The 26,092-nt window shown below is 69.9% G+C and carries 27 protein-coding genes; 9 read left to right on the top strand and 18 right to left on the bottom strand.

Features of this window, described 5'->3' with window-relative positions; genetic code table 11:
- Nucleotides 1–33 precede the first annotated feature (33 nt).
- Nucleotides 34–1,758, bottom strand: coding sequence for a PQQ-binding-like beta-propeller repeat protein (locus tag VFW66_07070; GenBank protein HEX5386437.1), 1,725 nt, complete (start codon nucleotides 1,756–1,758; stop codon nucleotides 34–36).
- 169 nt (nucleotides 1,759–1,927) lie between these two features.
- Here VFW66_07070 and VFW66_07065 point away from each other — a divergent pair, with 169 nt between their 5' ends.
- The 6 genes from VFW66_07065 to VFW66_07040 all read left to right on the top strand — a co-directional run bounded on the left by VFW66_07065 (nucleotide 1,928) and on the right by VFW66_07040 (nucleotide 6,055).
- Complete coding sequence (locus VFW66_07065) at nucleotides 1,928–2,599, top strand: ankyrin repeat domain-containing protein (protein HEX5386436.1); 672 nt, start codon at nucleotides 1,928–1,930, stop codon at nucleotides 2,597–2,599.
- Nucleotides 2,600–2,839: 240 nt separating this feature from the next.
- Nucleotides 2,840–3,358: a hypothetical protein gene (locus VFW66_07060; protein HEX5386435.1), complete on the top strand. Its 519-nt coding sequence runs from the start codon at nucleotides 2,840–2,842 to the stop codon at nucleotides 3,356–3,358.
- A gap of 172 nt (nucleotides 3,359–3,530) precedes the next feature.
- Nucleotides 3,531–4,466 carry a trypsin-like peptidase domain-containing protein gene (locus VFW66_07055; GenBank protein ID HEX5386434.1) on the top strand — a complete coding sequence of 312 codons (936 nt, stop codon included), beginning with the start codon at nucleotides 3,531–3,533 and terminating at the stop codon, nucleotides 4,464–4,466.
- A complete protein-coding gene (locus VFW66_07050) occupies nucleotides 4,463–5,125 on the top strand; it encodes a trypsin-like peptidase domain-containing protein (protein HEX5386433.1) in 663 nt (220 codons plus the stop codon). Before VFW66_07055 ends, VFW66_07050 begins: the two co-directional genes overlap by 4 nt.
- A 10-nt stretch (nucleotides 5,126–5,135) precedes the next feature.
- Nucleotides 5,136–5,546, top strand: coding sequence for a helix-turn-helix transcriptional regulator (locus VFW66_07045; GenBank protein ID HEX5386432.1), 411 nt, complete (start codon nucleotides 5,136–5,138; stop codon nucleotides 5,544–5,546).
- A gap of 68 nt (nucleotides 5,547–5,614) precedes the next feature.
- On the top strand, nucleotides 5,615–6,055 hold the full coding sequence (locus VFW66_07040; GenBank protein HEX5386431.1) for a VOC family protein: 441 nt from the start codon (nucleotides 5,615–5,617) through the stop codon (nucleotides 6,053–6,055).
- A 10-nt stretch (nucleotides 6,056–6,065) separates the two neighbouring features.
- Here VFW66_07040 and VFW66_07035 read toward each other — a convergent pair whose 3' ends face one another.
- The 4 genes from VFW66_07035 to VFW66_07020 are packed head-to-tail and all read right to left on the bottom strand — an operon-like array spanning nucleotide 6,066 to nucleotide 10,969.
- Entirely contained in the window at nucleotides 6,066–6,728 is a 663-nt protein-coding gene (locus VFW66_07035; GenBank protein HEX5386430.1) for a pyridoxamine 5'-phosphate oxidase family protein, read from the bottom strand.
- Nucleotides 6,725–8,248: an alkaline phosphatase family protein gene (locus tag VFW66_07030; protein HEX5386429.1), complete on the bottom strand. Its 1,524-nt coding sequence runs from the start codon at nucleotides 8,246–8,248 to the stop codon at nucleotides 6,725–6,727. Before VFW66_07030 ends, VFW66_07035 begins: the two co-directional genes overlap by 4 nt.
- The gene (locus VFW66_07025) at nucleotides 8,241–9,410 is read right to left on the bottom strand and encodes a glycosyltransferase (GenBank protein ID HEX5386428.1); all 1,170 of its coding nucleotides are present in this window, start codon (nucleotides 9,408–9,410) and stop codon (nucleotides 8,241–8,243) included. Before VFW66_07025 ends, VFW66_07030 begins: the two co-directional genes overlap by 8 nt.
- Before the next feature lie 23 nt (nucleotides 9,411–9,433).
- Complete coding sequence (locus VFW66_07020; protein ID HEX5386427.1) at nucleotides 9,434–10,969, bottom strand: alkaline phosphatase family protein; 1,536 nt, start codon at nucleotides 10,967–10,969, stop codon at nucleotides 9,434–9,436.
- 193 nt (nucleotides 10,970–11,162) lie between these two features.
- Between VFW66_07020 and VFW66_07015 the strand changes: the two genes are divergently transcribed.
- Together VFW66_07015 and VFW66_07010 are read left to right on the top strand one after the other, a co-directional pair.
- Nucleotides 11,163–11,486, top strand: a complete 324-nt coding sequence (locus VFW66_07015) for a helix-turn-helix transcriptional regulator (protein ID HEX5386426.1) — start codon at nucleotides 11,163–11,165, stop codon at nucleotides 11,484–11,486.
- Complete coding sequence (locus tag VFW66_07010; GenBank protein HEX5386425.1) at nucleotides 11,483–11,971, top strand: hypothetical protein; 489 nt, start codon at nucleotides 11,483–11,485, stop codon at nucleotides 11,969–11,971. The genes VFW66_07015 and VFW66_07010 overlap by 4 nt, the downstream gene beginning before the upstream one ends.
- Here VFW66_07010 and VFW66_07005 read toward each other — a convergent pair.
- The 13 genes from VFW66_07005 to VFW66_06945 form a co-directional block, all read right to left on the bottom strand.
- Nucleotides 11,968–12,480: a GNAT family N-acetyltransferase gene (locus tag VFW66_07005; protein ID HEX5386424.1), complete on the bottom strand. Its 513-nt coding sequence runs from the start codon at nucleotides 12,478–12,480 to the stop codon at nucleotides 11,968–11,970. The genes VFW66_07010 and VFW66_07005 overlap by 4 nt on opposite strands.
- A 6-nt stretch (nucleotides 12,481–12,486) precedes the next feature.
- Entirely contained in the window at nucleotides 12,487–12,627 is a 141-nt protein-coding gene (locus VFW66_07000; GenBank protein HEX5386423.1) for a hypothetical protein, read from the bottom strand.
- Complete coding sequence (locus VFW66_06995; GenBank protein HEX5386422.1) at nucleotides 12,627–13,169, bottom strand: DinB family protein; 543 nt, start codon at nucleotides 13,167–13,169, stop codon at nucleotides 12,627–12,629. The genes VFW66_07000 and VFW66_06995 overlap by 1 nt, the downstream gene beginning before the upstream one ends.
- 45 nt (nucleotides 13,170–13,214) lie before the next feature.
- Entirely contained in the window at nucleotides 13,215–13,766 is a 552-nt protein-coding gene (locus tag VFW66_06990) for a hypothetical protein (protein HEX5386421.1), read from the bottom strand.
- Between the two features lie 62 nt (nucleotides 13,767–13,828).
- Nucleotides 13,829–16,606, bottom strand: coding sequence for a PAS domain S-box protein (locus VFW66_06985; protein HEX5386420.1), 2,778 nt, complete (start codon nucleotides 16,604–16,606; stop codon nucleotides 13,829–13,831).
- A 214-nt stretch (nucleotides 16,607–16,820) separates the two neighbouring features.
- Nucleotides 16,821–17,015: a DUF1272 domain-containing protein gene (locus VFW66_06980; GenBank protein ID HEX5386419.1), complete on the bottom strand. Its 195-nt coding sequence runs from the start codon at nucleotides 17,013–17,015 to the stop codon at nucleotides 16,821–16,823.
- Nucleotides 17,016–17,144: 129 nt separating this feature from the next.
- Nucleotides 17,145–17,588 carry a DUF6010 family protein gene (locus VFW66_06975; GenBank protein HEX5386418.1) on the bottom strand — a complete coding sequence of 148 codons (444 nt, stop codon included), beginning with the start codon at nucleotides 17,586–17,588 and terminating at the stop codon, nucleotides 17,145–17,147.
- A gap of 189 nt (nucleotides 17,589–17,777) precedes the next feature.
- The gene (locus VFW66_06970; GenBank protein ID HEX5386417.1) at nucleotides 17,778–18,239 is read right to left on the bottom strand and encodes a VOC family protein; all 462 of its coding nucleotides are present in this window, start codon (nucleotides 18,237–18,239) and stop codon (nucleotides 17,778–17,780) included.
- A gap of 955 nt (nucleotides 18,240–19,194) precedes the next feature.
- Nucleotides 19,195–19,809, bottom strand: a complete 615-nt coding sequence (locus VFW66_06965) for a VOC family protein (protein ID HEX5386416.1) — start codon at nucleotides 19,807–19,809, stop codon at nucleotides 19,195–19,197.
- A 16-nt stretch (nucleotides 19,810–19,825) separates the two neighbouring features.
- A complete protein-coding gene (locus VFW66_06960) occupies nucleotides 19,826–21,613 on the bottom strand; it encodes an ABC transporter ATP-binding protein (protein ID HEX5386415.1) in 1,788 nt (595 codons plus the stop codon).
- Nucleotides 21,600–23,396 (bottom strand): ABC transporter ATP-binding protein, encoded by a 1,797-nt coding sequence (locus tag VFW66_06955; protein ID HEX5386414.1) that lies wholly within the window; start codon nucleotides 23,394–23,396, stop codon nucleotides 21,600–21,602. The genes VFW66_06960 and VFW66_06955 overlap by 14 nt, the downstream gene beginning before the upstream one ends.
- A gap of 464 nt (nucleotides 23,397–23,860) precedes the next feature.
- Nucleotides 23,861–24,523, bottom strand: coding sequence for a hypothetical protein (locus tag VFW66_06950; GenBank protein HEX5386413.1), 663 nt, complete (start codon nucleotides 24,521–24,523; stop codon nucleotides 23,861–23,863).
- Nucleotides 24,524–24,683: 160 nt separating this feature from the next.
- Nucleotides 24,684–25,322: a DUF1801 domain-containing protein gene (locus VFW66_06945; GenBank protein ID HEX5386412.1), complete on the bottom strand. Its 639-nt coding sequence runs from the start codon at nucleotides 25,320–25,322 to the stop codon at nucleotides 24,684–24,686.
- Between the two features lie 470 nt (nucleotides 25,323–25,792).
- Here VFW66_06945 and VFW66_06940 point away from each other — a divergent pair, with 470 nt between their 5' ends.
- A complete protein-coding gene (locus tag VFW66_06940) occupies nucleotides 25,793–26,029 on the top strand; it encodes a ribbon-helix-helix protein, CopG family (protein HEX5386411.1) in 237 nt (78 codons plus the stop codon).
- The last annotated feature ends 63 nt before the right edge of the window (nucleotides 26,030–26,092 follow it).

The raw sequence follows: 26,092 nt of genomic DNA, 5'->3' as shown, positions 1-26,092 counted from the left end.
CTCCGATACGACGCATGCCCCGCCCGGCGGGCATCAATCGCCGAGCGTGTACACGAATACGCTGTTGCCGCGCTTGAAGTCGATCTGCGTGTTGCCCCCGCAGCCCTCGGCGATGTACTGCTTGCCGCCCACCATGTAGGAGACCGGCATCGCGTTGGCGCCGGCGCCGCAGTTGAAGCTCCAGAGCCGCTTGCCCGTCCTGGCGTCGAGCGCGTTGAAGTTGCCGTTGCCCTCGCCGAAGAAGACGAGATCGCCGCCGGTGGCCAGTGCCGCGCCCATGAGCGGCTGCTCGGTGTCGTACTTCCACGCCACCTTGCCATCGTCCACGTTCACCGCCGCGAGCCGGCCCCACTGCTTCTCGGCCGGGATCGTCTTGAACGCGCCGCCCAGCCAGAGCTTCGACCCGCCGGGGTAGTTCGCCTCCTCGACGTGATAGGTCATCGGCTGGTGCAGGTTGAGCGCGTACGCCAGGCGGGTCTTGGGGCTGAACGCCATGGGCGACCACTCGACGCCGCCGTTGGCGCCGGGCAGCATGCGCGCGCCGTTCGGCTCCGGCAGCACCCACATGTTCTCCTGCGGGATCATCGCCTCGGAGTAGCGGATGAGCTGGCAGTTGGACCGGTCGTGCACGTACACGTGCCCGGTCTTGCCGCCGTGCATGACGGCGGGAATCATCTTCCCGCTCTTGTCCTTGGCGTCGATCAGGATCGTCGGGCTCACCGCGTCGAGGTCCCAGACGTCGTGCGGCACGTACTGGAAGTGGCACTTGTAGGTGCCGTTGTCGAGATCGAGCGCCACGAGCGCGTCGGTGTAGAGGTTGTCGCCGGGCCGGATGGCGCCATAGAGGTCGGGCGAGGGGTTGCCGACGACGAAGTAGATCGTGCGGGTCTTGAGATCGACCGAGGGATTCATCCACACGCCGCCGCCCAGCGTCTTGTAGAACGACGCGTCCTTGGCGAACGCCGCCTTTTCCGCCGCGATGTCGCGGTGCTCGTCGCGGCCCGTGGCGTCGGTCGGCGAGAACGTCCCCTCGTGCCCCTTCTCGGGAATCGTGTAGAAGGTCCAGAGCAGGTCGCCGCTGTTGGCGTCGAACGCCTTCACGAAGCCGCGGATGCCGTACTCGCCGCCGTTGGTGCCGATGAGCACCTTGCCGTCCACCACCGTCGGGGCCATCGTCTCGCTGTAGCCCTGCTCCGGATCGGCGATCTGCTTCTGCCAAATCACTTCGCCCGTCTTGGCATCGAGCGCGACCAGCTTCGAGTCGAGGGTGCCGAGGTACACGCGGCCGCCGTTCACGGCGACGCCGCGATTGTTCGGGCCGCAGCAGAACGTCGTCACCGGGCCCATCTGGTGCTTGTAGTGCCAGAACTGCTGGCCGGTGGCGGCATCGAGCGCGTACACGTGGTCGTACGCCGTGGTGATGTACATCGTCCCGTCCACGATGACCGGGGCGGTTTCCATCGTCTCCAGCACTTCGGTCTGGAAGACGAATGCCGGCCGGAGCTTCTTGACGTTGCCGGTGTTGATCTGGTTGCCGGGATAGAAGCGGGTCTGGTCGTAGTTGCCGTTGGTGTGCAGCCAGTTGTTGTTCTGACTGCCGGCGCCGCTCAGCATCTGCTGCGACACGTTGATGTCGCGGGGGACGCCTCCCGCTCCGGGTCCCGCCGTGCCGACTTCCTGCGCGCTGCCGGCGGCGGGCCAGAGAAGGAGCAGTGGACAGAACAGGACGGATGCTGCCGGCAGGATGCGCATCGACATGTGCATACCAGCCTTTCCCGGCTCGAGGAGCCGACGAAGGAGTGGAGCGACCACCCGGGGAGTTGGCGCGCTATGTTCCAGCGGAGCGGCTCTACGTTACGTTCCCCGGTGCCGCGCGCAAGGTGTGGTGCGACGTATCACCTCGCGACTCACTCAGTTGGAGTCCCATATGTCTTCGCTCGGGCGGCGTTCACTCGCGCTCGCCGCTATGGTCGCGCTGGGCGGCCTGGTGCCGGATCAGGCCCACGCTCAGCGGCGTAACGACAACTTCGACCTCCTCACCGCGGCCCGCGCCGGGCGGCTGGCGGACGTGGAGGCGCTGCTCGCCCGCGGCGCGGTCGCGAACTCCCGCGATCGGAAGGGCGACACGCCGCTCATGATGGCCGCGACCAGGGGCGACACGGCGCTCGCGCAGCTCCTGCTCGCGCACGGTGCCGACGTGAACCTCGCCGACATCGCGGGGGACACGCCGCTCATGGGAGCCGCGTACGCCGGCCACATTGCGATGGTGCGGCTGCTGCTCGCCAAGGCCGCCGACACGCGGCCGGTGGATCGGGTGGGCAAGACGGCGATGATCTACGCCGCGGGCGAGGGACATGCCGACTGCGTGCAGGCGCTGCTCGATGCCGGCGTGGACGTGAACGCCCGCTACGCGCACGGCGAGACGGCGCTCATGTGGGCGTCGGCGTACGGGCAGCTGCCGGTGGTGGAGTTGTTGCTCGCGCGCGGGGCCGATGCGGCCGTGCGCGACGACCGGAACAAGAGCGCCCGCACGATCGCCGCGGAACAACACCAGGACGCGGTGGTCGAGCGACTCAAGGCGGCGGGCACGCCCGAGTGAGTTGCAGGCGCCGCACGACGGGGCGCGGTCGGTCCCGTGCAGGGAGCTGCATGGGCGCGCCGAACGATGCAACGCGGATTGCAAGGGCACCGGACGCAGGCGCGGTGTGACTTCTCGGCCAGCGTGAAGCGGCGCAAGCGGGTCGCGCGGGGCAGGTGGCTGGTACGGCAAATGCCGCGAGCGCGGTCCGATCGATTACCGCGTCGCCGCAGCGCACCAGCACATCTCCGGCAGGCATCCATGCCCAAGCCGCCGCCCGGCCGCCAGCCCGATCCGATGGCACGCGAGGTGGACCGACTCCTCGCGCAACTCGCCGGCCACGATGCCGAGCCGAGCCTCCACCGCTCCGGGCCGCGCGGGGCCGTGGGCGGTTCGACGGCTGCGACCTCGGCCAAGCGCTGGACTCGCTATCGCGGCGCGGCCGCGGCGCGTGACCGGGCCGGCGCTGAGCTCGCGGGTCTCTGGGCGCGGCTCATCCTGGTCGTCGCGCTCGGCGCGGCAATCGTCTGGTGGCCGTACGCCCGCGCGTGCGACCTGCCGCTCGCCGGATATCTCGGTGCCGTCGCGATGGTGCTGGTGGGCGGCGCCTGGTGCGCGCTCGCGGCGTGGCGCATTCGCGCGGGGCTCGCTCACCTGGTCGCGCTCGCCGTCGTCTTCTGGGGTGCCGTGCTCTTCGCATCGCAACTCCTCCCGCGCACCGGCTACGCGGCCGAGCACGCGGTGTGGCGCTGCCCGGCGGGGGTGATGGCGCCGCAGTAGCGTCGAGCGACCACTCTTCGCGCCACGCTGGCCGTTCGGCCGATGGCCGTTCGGCCGATGGCCATTCGGCCGATGGCCATTCGGCCGATGCCGGCGGACCTCCAGGCTCCTATCGTTCGTTCCTACGTCGCCGGCCGCACCGGCCGCGACCCGACGAACGAAGGAGCTTTCCATGGCAGCCCCCGCGACCTCCGCATTGCTCGATCTCTCCAATCAGCTCGCCGCCGCGGTCGAGCGCGGTGCGCAGAGCACCGTGGCGGTGCACGCCCGCCCGCAGCTCGCCTCGACGGGCGTCCACTGGCGCGATGGCGTGATCGTCACCACGCACGCCACGGTGCGGCGCGAGCAGGATCTCTGGGTGACGCTGCCGGGCGGCGAGCGCGTCGCCGCCACGCTGCAAGGGCGCGACCCGTCGACCGATCTCGCGGCGCTTCGGATCGAGCCGGGCAAGGCGCCGGTGGCGGAGCCGGGCGACGTGGGCGCGGCGAAGCCGGGCCACCTGGTGCTCGCCCTCGCCCGGCTCGACGCGAGTGGACCGCGCGCGGCGTTCGGCGCGGTGAGCGCCACCGGCGGCCCGTGGCGCTGCTGGCGCGGCGGCGAAATCGCGCGGTTGGTGCAGAGCGACCTGACGCTGTACCCGGGCTTCGGCGGCGGCCCCCTCGTCGACATCGAAGGCCGGGTGCTCGGCATCAACTCGGGCGGGTTGAGCCGGCCGTTCGCGACCACGCTGCCGGTGGAGACGGTGAATCGCGTGCTCGACGTGCTGCTGAGCCGCGGCTACGTCCCGCGCGGCTGGCTCGGCGCGGGCATGCAGGCGGTGCGCCTCTCGCCGGCGCTCCGCCAGCGACTCGCCCTGGAGCGCGAGGGCGGTCTGCTGGTGACCACCGTGGAGCCGGACGGCCCGGCGGCGCTCGGCGGGTTGCTGGTGGGCGACGTGATCGTGGCGATCGACGGCCGCCCGATGCGCGAGCCCGAGGACGTGCTGCACGTGCTCACGGGCGACGCGGTGGGCCGCACGCTCGAGCTGTCGCTCGTGCGGGGCGGTGCGCGGGCCGAGATCGAGGTGCTGGTGGGCGAGCGCCCGCGGGGCGACGGGCGGCGCCGGTGAGCGCGAGCGCGATGCAGGTGCTGGCGGGCGAGCTTGCGCGGGTGGTGGATCGCATCGGGCGGAGCGTGGTTCAACTCCGCGCGGGTGATTGGGGCGGCGGCGCCGGCGTGGTGGTCGCCGACGCAAGCGGGCGGCACGTCGTCGTCACCAACGCGCACGTGGCGCGGGGCGGGCCGGGCGCCCGCTTCGCCGGGGTGACGGCGGACCGAGCGGCGCTCGAGCTCGAGCTCGTGCTGCGCGATCCGCGGCGCGACCTCGCCGTCCTCACGCCGTTGGATTTGCGGCGCGACCGGACCGCGGCGTCGCTGCCCGCTCCGGCGCCGCTCGCCGACGACGGCGCGATCCGGCCCGGGCATCTGGTCGTTGCCGTCGGGCATCCGATGGGCATCGCCAATGCCGCCACCGCGGGAATCGTGCACGGCATCGGTCCGGTGCGCGTCGCCGCGAATCTGCCCCCCGCGCACCGCGACCTTCCGTGGCTTCAGGCCGACGTGCGGCTCGCGCCCGGCAACTCCGGCGGCCCGCTGTGCGACGCGGCGGGGCAGGTGATCGGGATCAACACGATGGTGGTGGGTGGCCTCGCGCTCGCGGTGCCCGCGCCCGACGTGCGGGCGCTACTCTGGGCCTTCGACGGCGGCATCAACCGCGGCGCCGCATGAGCACGTGGAAGTGACCCGCATCTTCGTCGCCGTCGCCGACCCAGCGCGCCGTGCCGCGCTGCTCCGGCTCTTCCGTTCGGATCCGTCGATGCGCGTGGTGGGGACGATCGAGGAGGCGGACGTCGTTTGTCGCGACGAGCCCGGCGAGCCCGCCGGCCTCGCGGGCGCCGCCGCGCGCGATCTCCTGCCGGCCGATGCGGGCCTGGGAGATGCCGTCGCGGGCGCCGCGCTCACCCTGCGCGAGGCCGAGGTGCTCCGCCTCGTCGCCGACGGCCTCGCCAACCGCGCCATCGGCGCCGCGCTCGGCATCACGGCGTCGACGGTGAAGCATCACCTCGCCACGATCTTCACCAAGCTCGACGTGAGCAACCGGGCGGAGGCGGTGCGGGAGGGGGTGCGGATGGGGATCGTGGCGCTGTGAGGGCGCGACTACGGATGCGCAGAACGGCCGGCCTGGGCCGCCGCGCATGCCTCTGCTAAACTAGGGACATGACGATCAAGAGATTGGACCATGTCAGCGTGGTCGTCGACGATCTTGCAGCCGCTATCGCGTTTTTCACCGCGCTCGGCATGACGGTCGAAGGCGAGATGCCGGTCGAGGGCGCGTGGGTGGACCGCGTCAATGGGCTCGAACGTGTCCAGGTGGACATCGTTATGATGCGGACCCCGGATGGGCACGGCCGGCTCGAGCTGACGAAGTTTCGCAATCCAAAGCTGGTCGAGATCGAACCGGCGATCGCACCGCCGAACACGCTGGGCCTCCGGAGCGTCATGTTTGCAGTCGAAAGCGTCGACGACACCGTCGCTCGCCTGCGCGCCAACGGCGCCGAACTCGTCGGCGAGGTGGCCCAGTACAAGGACTTGTACAGACTCTGCTACGTGCGAGGCCCTGCGGGCATCATCGTCGCGCTGGCCGAGGAACTCTTCTAGCGCGCCCGCCTCACGCCTCCGGATCCCCCGCCTCCGACTTCGCCGCCCACTCTTCGATCGACATGCAGCCGCCCTCGCGTGCGGCGCGGCCCTGGTCCGCCGCGGGCAGATCGTCCTGGATCAGGTCGATGCGCTTCCAGCCCGCGAGCGGGGCTTTCCCGTCGGCCCGAGGCAGATAGCGCGAGGCCTGCACCTTCTGATAGCGGTGCACGTAGCGCGGGCAGTTCTGGAAGACGTACGTGAGGCCGACGCGCACCACGAGCAGCGCGCCCGGAAACTCCGCCAGCAGCGGGTCGTCGAGCTCGACGCGCGCCTCGCCCTGGACCCGCAGCCGATAGGGCCGCTCGAAGTCCATGAACAGGAGCCCCACCTGCGCCGTCGTGTCGATGTTACCGAGCGAATAGAACATCCCGTTGCCATCGTAGGCGGGAAACGCGAGCGTGGTCGCATCGACCATGCGCACGAACCCAGGCGCGCCGCCCTTGTACGACACGGTGGGCCGGGCCAGGTGGTCCACCGTGGCAAGCCAGAACATGTCCCGGCTCTCGATGAACGCGCGGTCGGCGTCGGAGAACTCGGTGCGCACGTTGATCTCGTCGAGCTTGTCGGCCAGACGGCGGGTGTCGAAGCGGTCCTGCAACGCGCGATGTGCGTCGCTGTAGAGGTCGGTCATGGAGACTCCGTGTTGAATGAAAGCACGCTGCCCTCGAGCTCCGCAGGCACGGCGACGCCGAGTGCATCGAGCACCGTCGGCGCGATGTCCTGGAGGATGGCCGTAATTTCGCCTCGCTGCACGCCGCGGCCCAGTGCCAGGATCACGCTCTCCGTGCAGTGGTCGCTGGAGTGGTTCGCCGCGCTCAGCGTGACCAGCCGGCCGCCGCCCGCGAGCCCGGTGTCGCCGGAATAGCCCGGCATCCATTCGACGACGAGATCGGGGGCGTCGGTGAGCGCATCGCCCCGATAAATCTCGTCGCGCGCGAGCACACGCCGCACCATCGGCCTGCCGTTGCGGGGGTCGCGCAGCTCACTCACCAGCCGCGCGATTCGCTCGCGTTCGGCATTGTAGCGCGCCGCCGGGATGACACCGAGCGGGCGGTGGCCCTGCACGTTGAGAAAGACCTGGCCGAGATAGCCCATTGCCACGGCACGCGTGCGGGCCCAGTCGACGTCGCGAAACGAGAGAAATGTCGCCCCGGTCACGTTGGCGCGCTTGCCGCGGGGTAGCCCGTAGTGGAACAGCTTCCAGAGATTGAGCCGATGGGCCAGCCGCTCGGCCGACGCGGCGGTCACGCCCGAGCGAAACATGACGCGCTTCACCAGCGCGCGCGGATTGCGGCGAAAATGCAGGTCACCCGAGCGCGCGAGCGCGGCGTTGAGGTGCACCCGGGTGTGCTCCAGCCGATGGCCCCACGCGCCCAGCACGAGCACGAGCGCGCGCGGGCCCGCCAGCTCCACGATCTCGCCCAGCATGTCGTCGATCTCGACCAGCGGCTCGAGAAACGGATCGCGATCGCCGAACACCTCGGCCAGGGGCCGGTACTCCGGGTGGGCCGGGTCGTAAAACCTCCAGAACGCGTGCAGCAGCTCGCCGTACATGTGCAACGTGAGCATGCCGAAGTCCCACTGTCCGCCGCCGAACAGCGTGCGCAGCGCGCGGCGCCGCATCGCGAGCACGCGCATCGCGTGGTCGGTGAGCTCGTGCTCGCGGCCGGGCGAGTACGACGCGCCGAACGGCACGACGTACCCATCCGCGGTGAGCTGCCGGCACACCTCCGGCGGCCAGGCGAACTCGTCGCCGATGCCCTCGTCGCCCGAGACCACGAACCCGTTCAGCTTCGGCAGCGGGAAAGTGAGCGGCACGTTGACCAGCCCGACGCGCTTGCCCTGGTCCGACAGCCGCTGGACGAACGTCGGCTGGCGCAGCAGGGTCGTGCTGTAGGGGACGCGGTCGTAGCCGCCGGCGGCGAACGTGAAGAAATCGAAGAGCCCCGTCGCACCCGGGTTGCGCCCCGTGAGCAGCGTCGCGAACGACTGCGGCGCCACCGGCTGGGGCGGGCCGGTGAGTCGCCCCCAGGCGCCCTCGGCCAGAAAGCGCCCGAAGTTCGGGAGCGCCGCGCGCCGCTCGAGGATGAAATCGAGCGTCGGTCCCGTGAGCTCGAGGATGAAAACGCGATCGTACGCCGCGTCACCCATGGGTGCGTGCCTCGACCGCCACCGGTGCGCGCGGCGGGCCATTCAGGGCGGCGATCCGCCGGTCCATCAATTCGCGATAGAGCGATTCGATCTCTTTGACCGGGCGCTCGCGCGAGTGATCTCGCCGCACCCGCGCACTCGCCGTGGCGCAAAGCCGGTGGCGGAGCTGCTCGTCGGCAAAGAGGCGAAGGACCGCGCCCGCGAGCGCCGCCGGATCGCCGAACGGTACCAGCAGCCCCGTGACGCCGTCTTCGACCGCATCCTGGCTCCCCACCACGCGGGTGCCGACCACCGGCACGCCCATCGCCATCGCCTCGAGAAAGACGAGCCCGAATCCCTCGTCGCGCGACGGAAGCACGAACACGTCCATCGCGGCGTAGGCTGACACCGTGTCCCCCTGGTAGCCCGCGAACGTCACGGCCCCGGCAATGCCGAGCCGATGAGCCTGTGCAACGAGCTGGCTCCGGAGCGGCCCGTCGCCCACGATCAGAATCCGCGTGGAGGGCTCCGCGCGGAGCAGCGCGGGCGCGGCGTCGAGCAGCACGTGGACGGCTTTCTGGGGCACCAGCCGCGCCACCGTGCCGATCACGCGCCGCGCAGCGGCCCGATACTCGGCGACTCGGCGCGGGTCGGCCGCGGATCGCTCCGCGGAGGCGAGGTCGATCCCTAAGCGCACGAGAACCACGCGGCGCGGGCGCCCGGCATAGGCGCGCAGCACGGCATCGTGCAGGCTCGGCGAGATCGTGATGTGCAGGTCGATGTAGCGCGCGAGCAGGCGCCCGGCGCGACGGTGGAGCGACGAGTGCCGGTGCGGATCGTTCGCCAGCGACGCGACGAGCAACGGGCGCGGCGCCGCGAGCGAGAGCGCGGCAAGGGTGCCGAACAGCGTGGCGTACTCGAGGTGGAGGTGGAGCACGTCGGGCCGCGCGTCACGGAGCGCTCGGCGCAGGCCGGCGAGCGCAAGCGGGCTCGTGCGCGAAAGGCCCAGCGTGCAGTACGGCACGCTGGCCGCGGCGAATCGCTCGGCTGTACCGGGCAGCTCGCGGCGGCTCAGCGCCCAGACGGCGGGCTCCACGTCGGCCGCGTGCGCGGTGGCGAGGTCGCGCACGACGAGCTGCTGGCCTCCGAGGCCCATGTGATCGATCAGGTGGACGACTTTCATCGGATGCCGGTCCCCCGCGGCGGTCACACCGACCCGACGAGCTCCGGAAGCACGCGGCCTGCGAGCGGCACGCTCGAGGTGGTGCCGAGCAGGCGCACGACGGTCGGCGCGAGGTCGAGGATGTGCGGCGTGGCGCCGAGCCGCGCGCCGGCCGCAATGCCGGGCCCGCGCGCAATGATGAAACCCTCGCCGCGGTGATTGCCGCTCCGCCCGTTCGGAATCCGGCCGGGCGTCGCGCGCTCGATCCGGCCGAACCGCGGCGACTCCACCGCGACGTGCGGCGCGGCGGGCGCGTCGCTCCAGCGCACGACGATGTCGGGCAGGTTGTCGCGCCGATTGCCGTCGGGAAAGAGCCCGTCGATCGGCTCGATGGCGGCGATCAGCGGCTCGCCGGTGGCGGCATCGCGAAAGGTGAGCAGCCCCTCGGCGATCTGGTCGCGCAACGCTGCGACTGACGCGGGGGGTACGATGCCCTGCCGCTCGCGCCCCTGGAGATTCAGTCGCACGTAGCCCTGCAAGTCGGCGCGGAGGGTGAACGCGCGGGTGCGATCCCACGCGATGCCGCCGGTCGCCCATCGATTCACCAGCCGCTCGCGAAAGGCGCGCGGCACCCGGGCGGTGATGGCGCGCCGCCACTCGGTCGGAATCGCTTCGCCGAATCGGCGCATCATGCCGCGCTTCGGGTGCGCGCTGCTGTTCCCGTTGAGCACGCGCGCCAGCATGTCCTCCAGCAGATCCACGCGCGCGGTATTGGCCATCATGCCGTGGACCGAAAACGCGATCACGGTGGCGTCGGGCGCCGCGGCCACCAGCCGGCCGAGGGCCGCGTCGCACTCGACGTACAGCTCGCGCAGGGCGCCGTCGAAGCTCGCGCCCTGGGCTTTGGTGGCCGCGCCCGCGATGCTCGTGCGGTCGAAGAGCCGGTGGCCGCCGCGGTGCAGCGCGCCGAACGCGACGATCGCGAGGTTCCACGGCCGCTCGAGCAGCCAGAGCGCCAGGTCGGTCGAGCGGCGAACGCCGTCGCGCAACTGGTCGCGCAGCTCGAGCAGCTCGGCCGCCGACACTGCCCCGTACGACTCGGGCCCGATGTGCCACTCGCCGAAGCGGCGCTTGATCTCGCTCAGGAGATCGGCGGGGTGCGAAGCGGGCGGCGCCAGCTTGTCGTGCGCGGCCCAGCCCGCGACCTCGACGCCGTTGAACGGCTCCATGCCGAGCGCCATCGGCATGTCGTAGATGACGGAGGAAACGCGGGCGCCGAGGTGGCGCCAGAAGGGCGAGAGCGAGAGCCAGTCCTCGCCGGGCGCGGCAAATCCCATTGACTCGGCGCGCCACTGATAGTCGTGGTAGAGCCCGTGCTGCGACGGCGGCTGGCCGGTGTAGAAGGTGGGCCAGGGCGAGCCGGCGAGATGTTGCGCGGAGCTGGCGAGGCGGCCGGAGATGCCGGCGCGGCGCAGCGCGGCGAGGTTCGGGAGCGTGCCGTCGCTGGTCCAGCGGTCGATCAGCTCGGGGTCGGCGGCGTCGAGTCCGATGAGCAGCAGGCGAGGGGCGGTGGAGGGCATGGCTCCGAAGTTAAGGCGGATGCGCGCCGGCGCCGGCGCTCGCGGCTGATGGGCTCGGCCAGATACACCTCATGAGCGACTGATACGGCGCGGCGCGCGTTGGCGAGCGACTTGAGCTCGTACAATATACGGTGCGTCAGCAATGAAAGCGGGGAGACTTGTGGCCTGATAGCTTGATAGCTATCATGCGCCGATGGTCACGCCTGCCACGCTCCTTCGCGAGGCCCGCGCCCGAAGTGGCCTCAGCCAGCGCGCTCTGGCCAGGCGCGCCGGCACCGCGCAGTCGGTCGTGGCCCGTATCGAGCTCGGCGAGACCAGTCCCTCATGGGATACGCTCTTGCGCCTGCTGCGTGCCGCCGGCGTCACGCTCAACGCCACCGTCGTTCCGCGCCGCGCCGCCCGGAGTCATATGCTGGCCGACGTGCCTCGGATTCTCGGCCTGCCCCCCGAGGCACGGCTCACCGAACTCGGCAATCTGTCACGCTTCCTCTCCTTAGCCCGGCGCACGTCCGCGTGAAGCCGCTCGACCCCGCGCTGCTCATCGCGACGCTCGCGCGCCACAAGGTGCGCTACGTTCTGATCGGCGCCATGGCCGCCCGGCTCTACGGATTCCCCCGGGCCACCGCCGATGCCGACATCACGCCAGCCGCGAATCCGGCGAACCTCGACCGACTCGCCGCCGCGCTGCGCCAGCTCGACGCACGGGTCTTCACCGAGGGAGTTCCGGAGGGGCTGGCGTTTGACTGCTCCGCTACGACCCTGCGCCGCGCCCGGCTCTGGAATCTCGTCACCGACGCCGGCCGGCTGGATATCGCCTTCACGCCGAGCGGAACGGATGGATTTGACGACCTGGCACGCGACGCAGTCAGGTTCGAGGTGTACGGGACCACGATTCTGGCCGCCAGTCTCTCTGACATCATCCGTTACAAGGAGGCCGCCGGCCGGCCCCAAGACCTCGACGATGTGATGGTAATGCGGGAAATGATGCGGCAGGGGCACTAGGCGGACGGGCGGACGGGCGGACGGGCGGGCGCGGCGGGCAGACCCGGGGCGAGCTCCAGCTCCATGTACACATCCGCGGTCGCGTAAGGCATCGCGGCCGGCATCGGCGCATACCGAAAGCCAAGCCGCTCATACAACCTGAGCGCCGCTTGCAGGCGGGAGTTGGAGACGAGCACCACTTGCCGCGCCCTCTGCTGGACCGCGTAGGCAAGGCAGGCATCCACGAGCTCGCGTGCGATGCCGCGGCCGCGGGCAGTGGGTGCCACCGTCAATTTGACCACTTCGAAAGTCCCCGGTCCGTGGGGTACGACCCCACATGTGCCGATCACGACGTCGTCCTCGAGCGCCACGAAGATCTGGCCGCCGTGGGCCAGGATCGCGCCCGCCGGATCGGTGAGGTGGAGCTCGTCAACCGGCTCCAGCAGGTCATAGGCGGTGAGCCACGCTCGATTCAGCGAGTCGAACGCCGCCGCGTGCTCCGGTCGAAACGTATCGATCACCACGCTCATGGCCGTTCAGCGGACATCAGCCGCACCTCCGAGCACACCCCGGGATTGCGCGAGCCAGAGCGGCGCCAGGAGCAGGTCCCGAAGGGCACCGTTGAGGCTCGCGAGCACGAGGATGGCCAACCAGATCACGACGGCTCGGAAGAACATCAGGAGCGCGGCACCTCGTGGTCGGTCAGGACCGGCAGGAACGGCACCCACGGCCCGACTTCCTGCCGATACTGCTTGGCCATCACCCGCGCCACCTGAGCCAGATGCCCGAGGTCGTGCACGACCCAGGCGGCCAGCAGTTGGCGGAGCGTCACACGCCCGAGGCTCGGGTGATTGCCGGGCAGCTCGAGCTCGGCCGCCGTCAGTTGCCAGGAGCGGAGCAGCGCCAGATTGGCCGCGCGCAAGCGGCCGAACTCCGCGAGCAACGAGCTGAGCGAGCACCCCACGTTTCTCGTTCGATGCCGGAATCGATCGTAGGGCTCGAAGCGGGGATCGGCTCCCCGGGCCAGAATGATCTGCGCCCGCGGGATCCAATCCGTCTCCTCGCCGTCGATGAGATGCCCCACCACGTCGAACGGGCTGAAGGTGTCGGGGCCTTCGGCGCCCCGGATCCACGGCTCCGCCAGCCCGCCGAGCAATTGCTCCAGGGCAGGCGGGGTACGGCGAAGTACGTCCATCGATGATTCGAGGTCGAAATTCATGCGGACCCTGTCATTCGGTCGCCCGGTGCGGGGGCGCGGCATACCCTAATGGACGAAGATCGCGAAGCCCCATTGCAGCCCATACTGCTCGTCGGAGTTGGTCGAGGGCTCAACCGTGAACCGGTCGTGCTGATAGTACAGCTCGGCCGTCAGCCCGACATGCTCGGCCAGGAGCACGAGCGCGCCGCTGGAAACCAGCCAACTGGTCGAGTTGCGCCGATCCAGTACGACCCCGCTCCCGTCCCACGCGTGACTCCAGGTGAACAGGGTCCGGCCGGACACGAACGGATAGACGCGGCGCGAGAGCCCGGACACGTAGTACGTGAGCCCGGGCCCCACGCCCCACTGCGTAGCCGCGGCGACCTCCGACGCATCGTGCCGGAACTGCAGGTTCGCGTTCAGCGCGAGGCCCGGGGCGACGAAATAGCCGAGCCGCGGAGCGAGCTCGATGACGCTGCTGCTGAAGTCGTTGCCGATATCACGGAAGTGGCTGAGCTGAGCGGTGCCGGCCAGTTGAATGGAGCCGCGGTGCACCGGGCTGTATTGCGCGTCGGCCGCCCGCGGCAGCAGCAGAACGAGTGGAAGCAAGAGAAGCACGCCAGGAAGATCCGAACGAGCGACCATAGGCCCTCCGGGCGGGCTCGTCGCCCACGCGTTGGTCAAACCTCTTGCAGCGTCTCCCTCCGCGCGACCACGTCGTGCACCGTCCTCACCAGCAGATCGGCCAGGATCGGCTTCTGGAGAAAAAGCTGGGTGCCGTCCGAGTGGCCATCGCCGAACGCGGTGTCGCGCGTGTATCCCGACATCCAGATGACCGGCAGCTCCGGATGCTCGGCCGCGAGGCGGGCCCCGAGCTCGCGCCCGCCCAGTACCGGCATGACTACGTCGCTCAACAGCACGTCCACCGACCCTCGCGCCCGGCCGAGCTGCTCGAGCGCCTCTCGTCCGTCCCGCGCCTGGAGGACTTCGTAGCCCTCACCCTCGAGCGTGCGGGCGACCACCGCGCGAACGATCTCCTCGTCGTCAACCACCAGGATCCGGGCCGGCCGCGGCGTGGAGTCCACCAGGCTGGGCGCGACGTGCGGTGCCGCGATCGGTTCCGTGACCGCGGGGAGCAGCACCGTAAACGTGGTCCCCCGGCCCGGCTCGCTCTCGACCTCGATCTGGCCGTGGCTCTGGGCGACAATGCCGTGCACGGTGGCGAGCCCGAGCCCGGTGCCCTCGCCGACGCCCTTCGTCGTGAAGAACGGCTCGAAGAGGTGCGGCAGGTGCTCCGCCGCGATGCCGCTGCCGCTGTCGGCCACCGAGAGGACGATGTGCGATCCGTCCTTGCGCCGGCCGGTGCTGATCCGCAGCCGGCCGCCTCCCGGCATCGCGTCGCGCGCATTGATGGCCAGATTCATGAGCATCTGGAGCAGCTGCGCGCGATCCACCTGGACCCAGGTCGGCTCGGCCGCGAGCTCGAGCTCCATCTCGACGTGGGCGCCGATCAGCCGCTGCAGCAGCGACGATCCGTCCAGGACGGCGGCGTTGAGCTCGAGCGTCTCCGGTTGGAGCAACTGCTGGCGGCTGAAGGCCAGCAACTGGCGCGTGAGGGCGGCCATGCGCTCGGCCGACTTGAGGACCTCCTGCAGGTCCTGCCGAGCCCGGGCGCCGAGGCCGCGATCGCCCGCCGCGAGGTTGGCGAAGCCGCTCACGGCGTGGAGCTGGTTGTTGAAGTCGTGGGCGATGCCGCCGGCGAGGCGGCCGATGGCTTCCATCTTGGCCGCCTGCCGCAGCTGGCCTTCCGCCCGCTTGCGATCGTCGACGTCGATCACCGAGCCACTATAGCCGAGGAGCTCGCCGCCCGGGCCGAAGCGAGGCCGACCCGCGGCGAGTGTCCAGCGGTATTCGCCGTCCAGCCGCGCGACGCGCTGCTCCACCGTGAACGGCTCATGGCGGCCCATTGCGGCGAGGAAGCTTTCCCGTGAGCCACCGCGGTCCTCGGGGTGCACCGCGTCCATCCAGCCGAACCCCAGAGCCTCACGCTCGGTCTGGCCCGTGAACTCGTACCACCCGCGCGAGAGGAACGAGCAGGAGCCGTCCGGCTCCGTCACCCACAGCATGGCCGGCGCGGCATCGGCGAACGCGCGGAAGCGCCGCTCGCTCTCCTGCAGCATCAGCTCGGCCCGTTTCTGGTCGTCGATGTCGGTGGAGGTGCCGTACCACTGGGCGATGGCGCCCCGCTCGTCCCTCACCGGAACCGCGCGGGTCAGGAACCACCGATAGGCTCCGTCCGCCCGCCTCAGCCGATGCTCGGCCGCGTGCTCCTCGCCCGACTTCCGGGCCCGCTCCCAGCGTTCGTGGAGCGAGGAGAGATCGTCCGGATGCACCGGCGCGGTGAGATCTGCGGCGCGGCCGCCGGGCTCACCAGTGTAGTCCTTCCACTGCTGGTTGGTGAAGGCGATGCGCCCGTCGGGATCGGTCGTGAACACGATCTGGGGCATGGCATCGGCCAGACGGCGGAACCGCTGCTCGTTCTCCCGCAGCGCGTGACTGGCGGCGGCGAGCGCGCGCTCGTGCGCCGCGACCGCGGCCGCGCATGACCAGAGCCCCGCGCTCATGATGACGACGAGTCCGAGCACCAGGAGGGCGAAGCCCATTCCTCTGTCGTACAGCCCGGCGGCCCGGCCCCGGAGCACCAGGAGTCCTAGCACCACCGGCAGCCCGATGACGGCCGGCAAGGCTCGCCGGGCCAGCAGTCCCGATGCGCTATGCTCCAGGAGCATGCGCATCGGCTGGCGGTCGGCGAGCGCGGCCAGGAGGCCCAGCGCGACGGCGAGGATCAGCGTGGAGGTCTGCCCCGCTACCGCGGTGAGCCGGGGCAATGAGAACAACGGGTCGGCACCGAAGAGGTAGCCGATCAGCGAGAGCGCGGCGATCAGCGTCGCCGCGACCCCCATGGCGGCGGCCGTTCCCCGCGCTCGCTCGCCCCGCTGCGCCAGCACCAGCCCGGCGCCCAGGAGGATCCACGAGCTCGTGGCGGGCAGACCCATCCGGCCCGGTTCGACCGTGGCTACGTTCGCCCACGGCCGGCCGAAGGTGAGCAGAGTGTCGATCCCCAGGCTCACGCCGGACACGTGCTCGAACAGGGTGGCGATGGCAATCAGCCCGGCGAGCACCGCGAACGAGGCGCTGGAGCGCCGGCGGTCCCGCGTGAACAGGATCAGGGCAGCGCCCGCCGCCATGGCGGCGACGGCCGTGGTGGGTTGGATCGAGATGCCGCGGTCCACCCAATCCGTCAGGCGGCGGATATCGGCGACCCAGCCGGCCAGGGAAAGGGCTCCCCCGGCCAGAGCGTACGCGCCAAGCGCCGCCGCGATCCGTTGGGAACGGCGGGCGGCTCCAAGCGGTGTGGCGTTGGGGGGCGGCACTTTGGCTTCGGCGCTTCCGGTCATGCTCACGATGCGTGCGCCCCGTGCCGGCTCAGTTACGCAGCCTGCTCATTGCCTCAGCGGGCATGGCAACTGGCGTGCGCTCGGGGCCCGAGCCTATGGAGGAGGCTCAGCGCCCTTCGCGATGAGGAGAGCAGTCGTACGTCGGGGAGCGAGACAAAGATGTCGCCGCGGCGGAGAAAGCGAAAGGGCGGCACCCATCAGGTGATAACACCTGTTACGAATCAGCTGAGATGTTCACGGGGCGCCGCGGGCGGCGGACCAGCTCACCGCCGCAGTTGGGGCAGACCTGGCCCAGGCTCACGGCGCAGGCCGGGCAGAAGGTGCACTCGTGGCTGCAGATGAAGGCCAGGTCGCGGAAGTCGAGCGGTGCGTCGCACTTCTCACACTGGGGGCGCATATCGAGGGTCATCGGAGGTCCTTGAGGGCGGCCGGCGGCACAATGTCAGAACTTTCCAATCCTCGGCGAAGCGGACTCAGCAACGCCGTCGATAATGTTTACCCGGCAACGTCCGTTCGGCTACGCCGCCGTGACGCCCGCTCACTGCCGCCAGGCCGCACGCCGGGTGAAGAAGTACCCCGCCATGCACCAGTCGTACGCCGCGCAGAACACCCCGTACGCGAGCGGTAAGTGCGTGAACGGCCGCGCGCCGCCGGCCCCGGCTCCGAGGTGCACCCAGATCTCGTGCGCCAGGTCCCAACCGCCGTGGAGCCCATAGCCCAGCACGACGAGCGCAGGAAACCCGAGGCCCAGGAGCCCGAGCACCGCGAATACCGCGACCGCCCAGGCCTCGGGCCGGAGCGCCGAGGAGTCGCCGAAGTACGCGACGAAGGCCAGGTACATCGCGGCGATCGGAATGAGCAGCAGCGCGAAGAAGGTGTGCTCCACCCGTGGCGAGAACCGCGAGCGGCTGATCGTCACCGACCCGGTGGCCGCCACCACGCCAATGACCAGGTACAGCATCAGGATCGGTGCCAGAGCCATGGCTGCCTCGCGGAGGTCAGTGGTGGATTGCAACCGGTGTTGGGCCGCTCACCTGAGCGAAGTCCCTCCAAAGCGCCTCTCGGGCATGAGGCGCTGCGTTCCCAAGGCTATTCCGGTACCAGCTGGAGCCCTGGTGCCGAGTCAACCGTTTGCTTTCCTCAGCGCTCAAGGCGCGGGCGTTTGACACTGCTACGCCTCAATGTAGGCTTTCTCAAGGGCCGCTACGTCGAGCTTCACCATCGTCATCATGGCTTCCATCACGGCCTTCACCTTCCTAGGGTTCCCGTCGCGGATCAGCTCGATGAATCGCCGTGGGACAATCTGCCACGAGATGCCGAACGGATCCTTGATCCAGCCGCACTGGGTAGGCTTCGCGCCGGCCTTGACGAGCTTGTCCCAATACTCGTCAACTTCCGCTTGGTCCTCGCAGTCCACATAGAGGGAGAAGCCTTCGGAGAAGGTGAAGTACGGGCCCCCGTTGTAGCCCATGAAGACCTGACCACCGACGACGAACTCGGCGGAGGCGATCGGACCGTCGTTGCCAGTGCGGGCCACGTTCCTGATTTGGGAGTCCGGGAACGTGGCGGTGTAAAACTCCATGGCCGCCTCGAGCTGATCGTTGAACATCAGGAAGGGTGTCACCTTGGCCATCGGAGATGCTCCTTTTTTCGGGGGGCGATGGTGACCGAAGATAGCGTACCCACTCCGACGTACGCGTGGGTACTGTCTGCCCAACGACTTGCAAATCAGCTGCAAGCGACTTGAAGAAAACCCACGTTCCACAGCGCGCCATCGGAGGGTTGCTGAGCCCGGAGCTTGATCCGCTTCGCGCTTGTCGGCTGCATTTGCGGGTTAGGCTGCGGGTTCTGGGCTACTGGTCGCCCCTGCCGGGTTCTGGGCTCGACTCAACACCTCAAGAAGCCGCTTTGCCGCATCTAGCTTGTGCTGCCTGTCAAGCCGAATCGGCACGATGTGCTTGCGGGCCAGTTCGACTATCGCTTCTCGCGGCAATCCCCGCGTCGGATCGCACAGCTCAGTATTCCGCTTCAACCTGTTACACATCTTGCAAAGCAGCGCCCTGTTGGATGCGTCATCACCACCTTTGCGAGACGCCGGCTGCAAGTGGTCGATCTCAGCCCCGTAGAAGTAGTCATCGATGCACCCTAAGAGGTCTCGACCGCAAACCTCGCACTTGCAGTCCGCACGCAGCCAGATATCGAGAGTTTCAGGGCTCCACCCATGCTCTTTGAGGAGAAGCTGCCGCGCTTCGCCGGTGTCCATTATCTCCTCCTCCTGGCGCAATGCCGGACGCAGCCTAACTTGTATTCAACTGCGGTGCCGCAGCCTAATTCGCCCATGCTGCGGAACCTGCGCCCGTCATGCGCACTCCACCCCCGCCTCACGTTCGCAGGCGCGCCGGGAAGGTAGCCGGTGTGGGCCCGCCCGGCGACGGCGGCGCATCACGCGATGCGATAGGTACCCTCGACGAGCGTCAGGGCGCGCGCGGCAAGGCGGGAGTACATGAACTCGGCGGGTGCCCGCACTGCGCCGGCCCCATGGCCAGCGGGTCGGGCGACGATGTCCGTGGCGTGACGGCGGTCTCCAATCAACGCAGCGCAATGCGTCCGCGCGGCGTGTCGAGCGTGGCGATGAGCGCGGGCGTCGGTCCGCGCGACACCTGGAGCTCGACGCCGAGTTGCTCCAGCATCCGGCGGATGCGCGGCGGGTCGGGGTGCTCTGCCCCGAGTGCCACGAGCGCGATTCCGGCGGGCGCACGCTCGGCCGGGTGCGGACTCTCGCCCCAATCGATCAGGAACGGCACGAGCCCGTCGCCCCGAGCAATCTCGGGTTGTGTAAGTCGCCAGGTGAGCAGCTCGCCATCGCGCAGCCGGCGCTGCCCGCGTCGCACCTCGCCGAGATCGAGCCCGGCCTCGCGCGCTTTGGCGACGCGGCGTTCGAGGTCCGTCGCCCTGGCGGCCCAGGTGACGAGGCCCGGCGCGGTGAGATCGTCCAGCCCGAACCACCGCGGACCGGCGGGCGGTGCTTGTGCGGGATCGGGTGCAATGAGCTCGAGGTAGCTGGCGGCCCCGAGGCGGAGGAGCGCGTTGTGGGTGCCGGCGCCGGGATGCGCCCCGCCGCGGGCGGCGCGGACGCCGGTCAGCGCCTCGAGCCGGTCGATTTCCTCGTCGAGGTTCCGGCCGCCCCAGACGAGGTGATCCACCGAGAGTGACGCGGCGCTACCGATACGCCGTAGCCTGGATCGTATACAGCTCCGCGTACTGGCCGCCGCGCGCCATCAGCGCCTCGTGCGTGCCCACCTCCGTCACCCGCGCGCCGTCGAGCACCACGATCAGGTCGGCCATCCGCACCGTCGAGAAGCGATGCGAGACGAGGAGCGTGACGCGGCCTCCGGCCCCGTGCGCCGCCGCGCCATAGCGCTCGAACAGGGCGTGCTCGGTCTCCGAATCCAGCGCGGCGGTCGGCTCGTCCAGCACGAGGACCAGCGGGGCGTCGCGCATGAACCCGCGGGCCAATGCCATCTTCTGCCACTGGCCGAAGCTCACGTCCACCCCGCCCGGCCACGTGGGGCCGAGCTGGGTGTCGAGGCCGGCATGCAACCGCGCCACCACGTCGTCCGCGCCGGCGCGTGACACCGCCGCCCGCACGGCGGGGTCGTCGCCGGCCCTCGGCAGGTCGCCGACGCCCACCGTGAGGCGCGCACGCAGCTCGAACCGGAAGAAGTCCTGGAATGCGCCGGCCATTTTCTCCCGCCACTGCTCGGGACTGATGCGCGCGAGCGGCACGCCGTCGACGAGGATCCGGCCCGACGTCGGCTCGTACATCTTCGCGAGGAGCTTCACCAGCGTAGTTTTTCCCGCGCCGTTCTCACCGACGATAGCGACCACGGATCCCGCGGGCAGGTCGAGCGACACGTCGTCCAGCACCAGCCGGTCGGTGCCCGGATAGGCGAACGAGACGTGGTCGAACCGGATCCCACGCTCGAGCTTGTCCGGCGCCGGCAGATCTCCCGCGGCGGCGACCGACGCGGCATAGTCCTCCAGCCAGGCGAGGCGCCGCGCGCCGTACACCCAGAACCCACGCAGGAATCCCAGCTCGCCGACCGTGGCACCGATGTACGCCGAGAGCCGCGCCCCCGCCGCGAGCACGAGCAGCACGGCGCCCGCCGATGCGCGCAGCCCCGCCGAGACGAACACGATCGATCCGACATAGGCCGCGCCGAACACCGCCCATGCGGCAGCGTTCCAGAGCATCGATCCCCAGCGCGCACGGGCGATCGTACCGTAGCCATCCTCCCAGGTGCGGCGCCGCCGATCCGAGAGTTCCGCGCCGATGCCGGCGAGCCTCACTTCCTTGCCCGGCGACGCCGTCGTGAGGATGGTGAAGAGATGCCGCGCCAGCCGGTAGAACGGAGCGGCCTTTTCCTCCGCCGCCCGCTCCACGCCCGGGCGCCACGTCGCGGTGATCACGGTCGGCAGCGCGAACACCACCAGCAGCGCCAGCGCCGGGTGCACCGAGACGAGGAGCGCCAGCGTCACCCCCAACCGCAGGATCCAACCGGCGGTTGAGAAGACCGACATGTACATGTGGTCGAGCACGAACACCTGGTTCCGCAGCATCGCCAGGCGGTCGAGGTACTCCGGGCGCTCCTGATGGGCGATGGTCGTGATGCCGGCCTGGAGCCGCGCGACGTGCGCCTCGAGGGCGATGGTGACACGGTCGCGAAAACGCCGCTGGACCCGCGTGCTCACCGTTCGCAGAAACCAGGTCCCCACCGCCGACAGGCCGAGCACCACCACCCAGAGCCGCACGCGGGAGGCGTTGCCCGCCACCACCGCGTCGGCCATGAGCTTGAACCAGTAGGCGAGCAGGGCGTCGGGCAGCGCGCCGGCGAGCGAGAGCACGAACGCCCACCCCATGAGCGCCGGCTCGTAGCGGTAGCCGAGCCGGAGCAGTCGCCACATCGACGGGAGGGCAGCGGGCAGATCGCGATCAGCCGAGGACATCGTACGTCACCCCCTCGTCCTCCTCGGCGCGGCCGAACCGCTGTGCCTGGAGATCGAACATGGTGCGATAGCGGCCGTGCTTCGCCATCAGCTCGTCATGGGTCCCCAGTTCCACGACGCGGCCGTGCTCGAGGACGCAGATGCGGTCGGCGCGGCGTACGGTGGAGAAGCGGTGCGACACCAGAATGGTGGTGCAGTGGCGGGTGGCGCCGAGGATGCGCTCGAAGATCTCCGCTTCGCCGCGCACGTCGAGCTGCGCGGTCGGTTCGTCGAGCAGCACGACCCGGGCGCCGGTCGCGACGGCGCAGAGCGCGCGGGCAAGGGCGATCCGCTGCCACTGGCCTCCGGAAAGGTCTGTGCCCCCTTCGTACGCGCGGGAGAGGACGGTGTCGAGGCTCGCGAGCGTGCCCGCGCCCGCCGCCGCCAGCGCTTCCCGAATCGTCTCGTCAGGCGCGCCCTCTGGCGCGACGTTGTCGCGCAGGGGCAGCTCGAAGCGCACGAAGTCCTGGAAGACGGCCGACAGCCGGCCGCGCCACTCCGCGAGGTCGAGCGCGCGGATGTCCACGCCGTCGACCTCGATCGCTCCCTCCGCGGGATCGTAGAGGCGGCAGAGCAGCTTGGCGAGCGTGGTCTTCCCCGCACCGTTCTGCCCGACGATCGCCAGCGATGTGCCCGCGGGAATGGTGAGCTCGACGCCGTCGAGCACCGGCGTGCCGCCGCCGTGGGGATAGGCGAACCGCAGCCCGCGGAACCGGATTTCGCCGGCCGGCAGCCCGCGCGCGGATCGCGAACCCATCGCGAGGGCCCCCTCCGGGGCCATCGCCTTCTCGAGCCGGAGGACGGCAGCCACCGGCGCCGACGCGCCGTCGAGCGCCCAGCTGAAGCCGCCGAACGCAATGAGCGACGTCCCGATCACGCACTGGGCGTAGGCCACCAGCTCGCCCACCGAGATGGCGCCGGCCGACGCGCGCGCCGCCAGCACCCAGAGCACGGCGACGTTGGCCGCCACCACGATCAGCAGGCTCCACAGCATCGGCCGCTCGCGCATCCGGGTGGCCTCGTACTGAATCGTGTGCAGCCGCTTCCGCCGCGCGATGAACCGGTCCAGGGTCCACCCGGCGAGCCCGAACAGCCGCAGCTCCTTGCTCGCCGGCGGGTCAACGGCGAGCCGGTACAGATACTCGGCGTCGCGCTGGGCGGCGCGGACCTCGGGCGTATTGCGGTCGAACCAGATGGCGCTCTCGCGCAGCAGCCAGTGGGTCGAGAGCCACGCCGCCACGAGCACCAGCGGCGCCCACCAAACGAAGGCGAACAGCACCGCCGCCGAGGCGAGTCCGCCGATCATCTCGGCCATCCCGCCGGCGATGAAATCCATCGAGACGCTGAGCGGCGGCCCCGTCATGCCGAGGTCGAAGTCGCGCGCCACCGTGAGGTCGCTGGTGAGCTCCGGATCCTCGAGGTGGGCGATTCCGGGTTGGCGCACGCACGCCTCGGTGAGGCGGTCGTAGAGCCAGGCGGAGGTGCGGTCGCCCAGGTTGTAGCCGAGGGCGGTGTGCACGGGCGGCAGCACCTGGAGGAGAACGAAAACGGCGCCGACGACGGCGAGGGGTGTGCCGAGTGCGCCCTTATGCTGCACGGCGGCAATGAGCACGCCCATCGCCACCGCGAAGACCGCCGGCAGCACGCCGCGCAGGATGAGCGTCGCCCACCACGCGGCGGCGAGCGCGCCGTCCGCGCGCCGCAGGGCGACGAAGAACTGCCATTCCTTTCGGTCGGTGATCACGCCGGCGAATGTACCACCTGCGCGGGGCCGGCCGACAGCGGCCGCGTCCCCGCCAACTGGCATCAGTACGTCCGGCAACCACGACGGCCCGCTTGCGGCGGCGTCGCGGCGGGGCTCAGACCCCGAACTGCTTCAGGTGGTGATCAATGTGGCGATAGAAGAACACTCCCCACTGCCGCCGAATCAGCCGTCCCCAATTTGGGTGAACCGACAACGGTCGCCGCGAATCCGCGTTGAGGAACTGATCGACCAACGCTCTCAACGTCTCAAGGTCATCGGCCCACCTCCCCGGCTCGGTTACAAACGCCTCGGGCGGTCCTTGCACTTTTCCCCTCGGCCAGGGAAGAAAGTAGAGAAGCGCCTCGCGCACGACCGGGAGCCGCGGAGGACCGGGCAGGGGACCGCTCGGGTCAGCGTTGAAGGGCAGGCGCATCTGATCGCAGAGGTGGGCAAGCATGCGAGACTCACCGCTTGGCCCGCTCGATCGTGCCGCAGGCGATCGGCAGCGTGACTTGCGCGGGAATGGGTCCGAGTGACGCCACGGACGACGCGAGCTTGGTGTCCGAAGGCACCCCGTGAACGAACACCACCCGCCGGTCGAGGTCGAGCTGCGCGCCATCGAACGCCTTGGCGAACGCCGCCTTCAGGGCCTCGAGCGACACGACCTGGTGATAATCATACGTGCCGCCGGCCGAGGCCTTCGGGTAGGCGCCATGCGCCACGTCCATGGCGGCCGGGTCGGAGTCGAACGGCACCATCGTCGTGCCGGCCGCCGGCTCGGTCTCGATCAGGTCGATGATGCCGTCGCCGTTCTTGTCGGCCGACTTCGTCGGGCAGGTGGCATCCCGGCTGTCGGTGAATCCATGGAAGTGCTGCCAGTGCTCGATGTCGGGTGCGGCGCCCTTGACCTTGATGCTGATGGTCAGGTTGTCGCCCTCGATTGAAAACCGGGCATCGCCCGTCGTCGCGTGCCCGGTCACCTTGGTGTTCATCGGGTGCAGGTGGGCGACGTAGACCGTTTTCGAGTTGCCGCCGGTGTGGGCCGCCTGGGCAGCGGCAGGGGCGGGGCCGCCGACCAAACAGGCGACGACCGCCGCGGTGAGTCCTGCATTCAGTGGTGCTTTCATCTCCGAGTTCCTCGTGGGTGCGGTGAATGGGTGCCGTGCTCTCCCCGACACCGCCCGGAATCTGCACCGGGCCGGGCGCGATGGCCGTGATCCCGGTCGCGCCACCCACCACTCCAACCGGAGCCGAAGCCCGCGGCGATCTTGTGGATCTGGTGCCGAGTCAACCGATTGCTTTTTTCACGAGTGCGCTGATTCGAGCCTCCTCGGCGGTAGTCAGCTTCTGGAGCGCGAAGCTGGTCGGCCACATCTGGCCATCGTCGAGATTCGCCTTGTCGCTGAAACCCAGCGTCGCATACCTAGCCTTGAACTTCTGCGCGCTTTGGAAGAAGCAGACCACATGGCCCTCCTTGGCATAGGCGGGCATTCCGTACCAGGTTCTCGGCGACAGGGTTGGCGCATTGGCTTTGATGATGGCATGAATCCGCGTCGCCATAGCGCGATCCGGTTCGTGCATCGCAGCGATTTTCGCCAGCACATCGTTCTCTCCGTCCGCCGTGCCCGCGCCCGAGCCACGGTGTGCTTCCGCCTTCAGCTCTTGCGCGCGCTCCCGCATGGCGGCTCGCTCCTCGTCCGTGAATCCCTGGGGCTTCTTGCCAGTCACGGTGGTGCCCTTGGAAGATTTCGGTGCACCCTTCTTTGCAGATTTCATGGCATGTGCCTGCTGATGAGTGGCCTCTTCCGTTCCGGAGGCGTGGGCTGGGTGCCCGCATCCTGCAAGGTGGGGCCGACGCGAGCCGGCCAAACCCCAGCTCGAATTCGCGTGCTGGCCGAGTGGCGAGGCGCGCGTCTGTGAGGCCATGGGCGGCTACGAACCTGCGCTCGTGGCCGCGCAGGGCAGGGGCGCGCTGGCGCGGCACATCCTCATCCACCAGGACGCGCGCCCGTCACGAGCGCCGCGCGCGCCCAGGTGAGTGCCGCCACGGCGTGCGCCCGCGAGACCGACGGAAATGCGTCGAGAAATTGATCCAAGTGGCCGGCGCAGCGATGTCGAGTAATCCCCTTTCGGTTGTGGGCACGTCATCGGGCTGCTTTCGCGAGTGGCAGCACTCGGGTGACGAGGTCGTACCAGCGTCGGACCTGACGAAGCTCAGTGCGGGCCTGCGGCCGGAACGTGAGCCGGCGCGTCACTCCGGTTCGAGGAGGTCGCGGCGGACCTGCTCCCAGGGATCGCGGAGCCAGGATCGCGCGCAAGCCAAGCCAGGCGCCGGTCGAGCTCGGCCTTCTGCTCGTCCGCTTGCGCCGCCGGTACTACCTCAGTATACTCGTGGTATGAAGACGGCGATCTCCTTGCCCGACGAGCTCTTCGAATCTGCCGATGCCCTGGCCCGGCGTCTCGGGGTCTCGCGCAGTGAGTTGTACGCCACCGCCGTGGCGGAATTCCTGGCCAAGCACCAAAATACCAAAGTGACCGAGCGACTCGATCGCGTTTACGCGCAGCAGCCCAGTCGCCTGGAGCGCCCGCTCCGCCGCAGCCAAGCTCGGTCGCTCCGCACGCCCGAGTGGTAATCGAGCGCGGCGAGGTCTGGTGGGCGGACCTCGACGAGCCAACGGGCTCGGAGCCAGGGTACC

The organism is Gemmatimonadales bacterium (assembly GCA_036279355.1).
Lineage (GTDB): Bacteria > Gemmatimonadota > Gemmatimonadetes > Gemmatimonadales > GWC2-71-9 > DASQPE01.
This window is presented reverse-complemented; position numbering and strand designations above follow the sequence as displayed.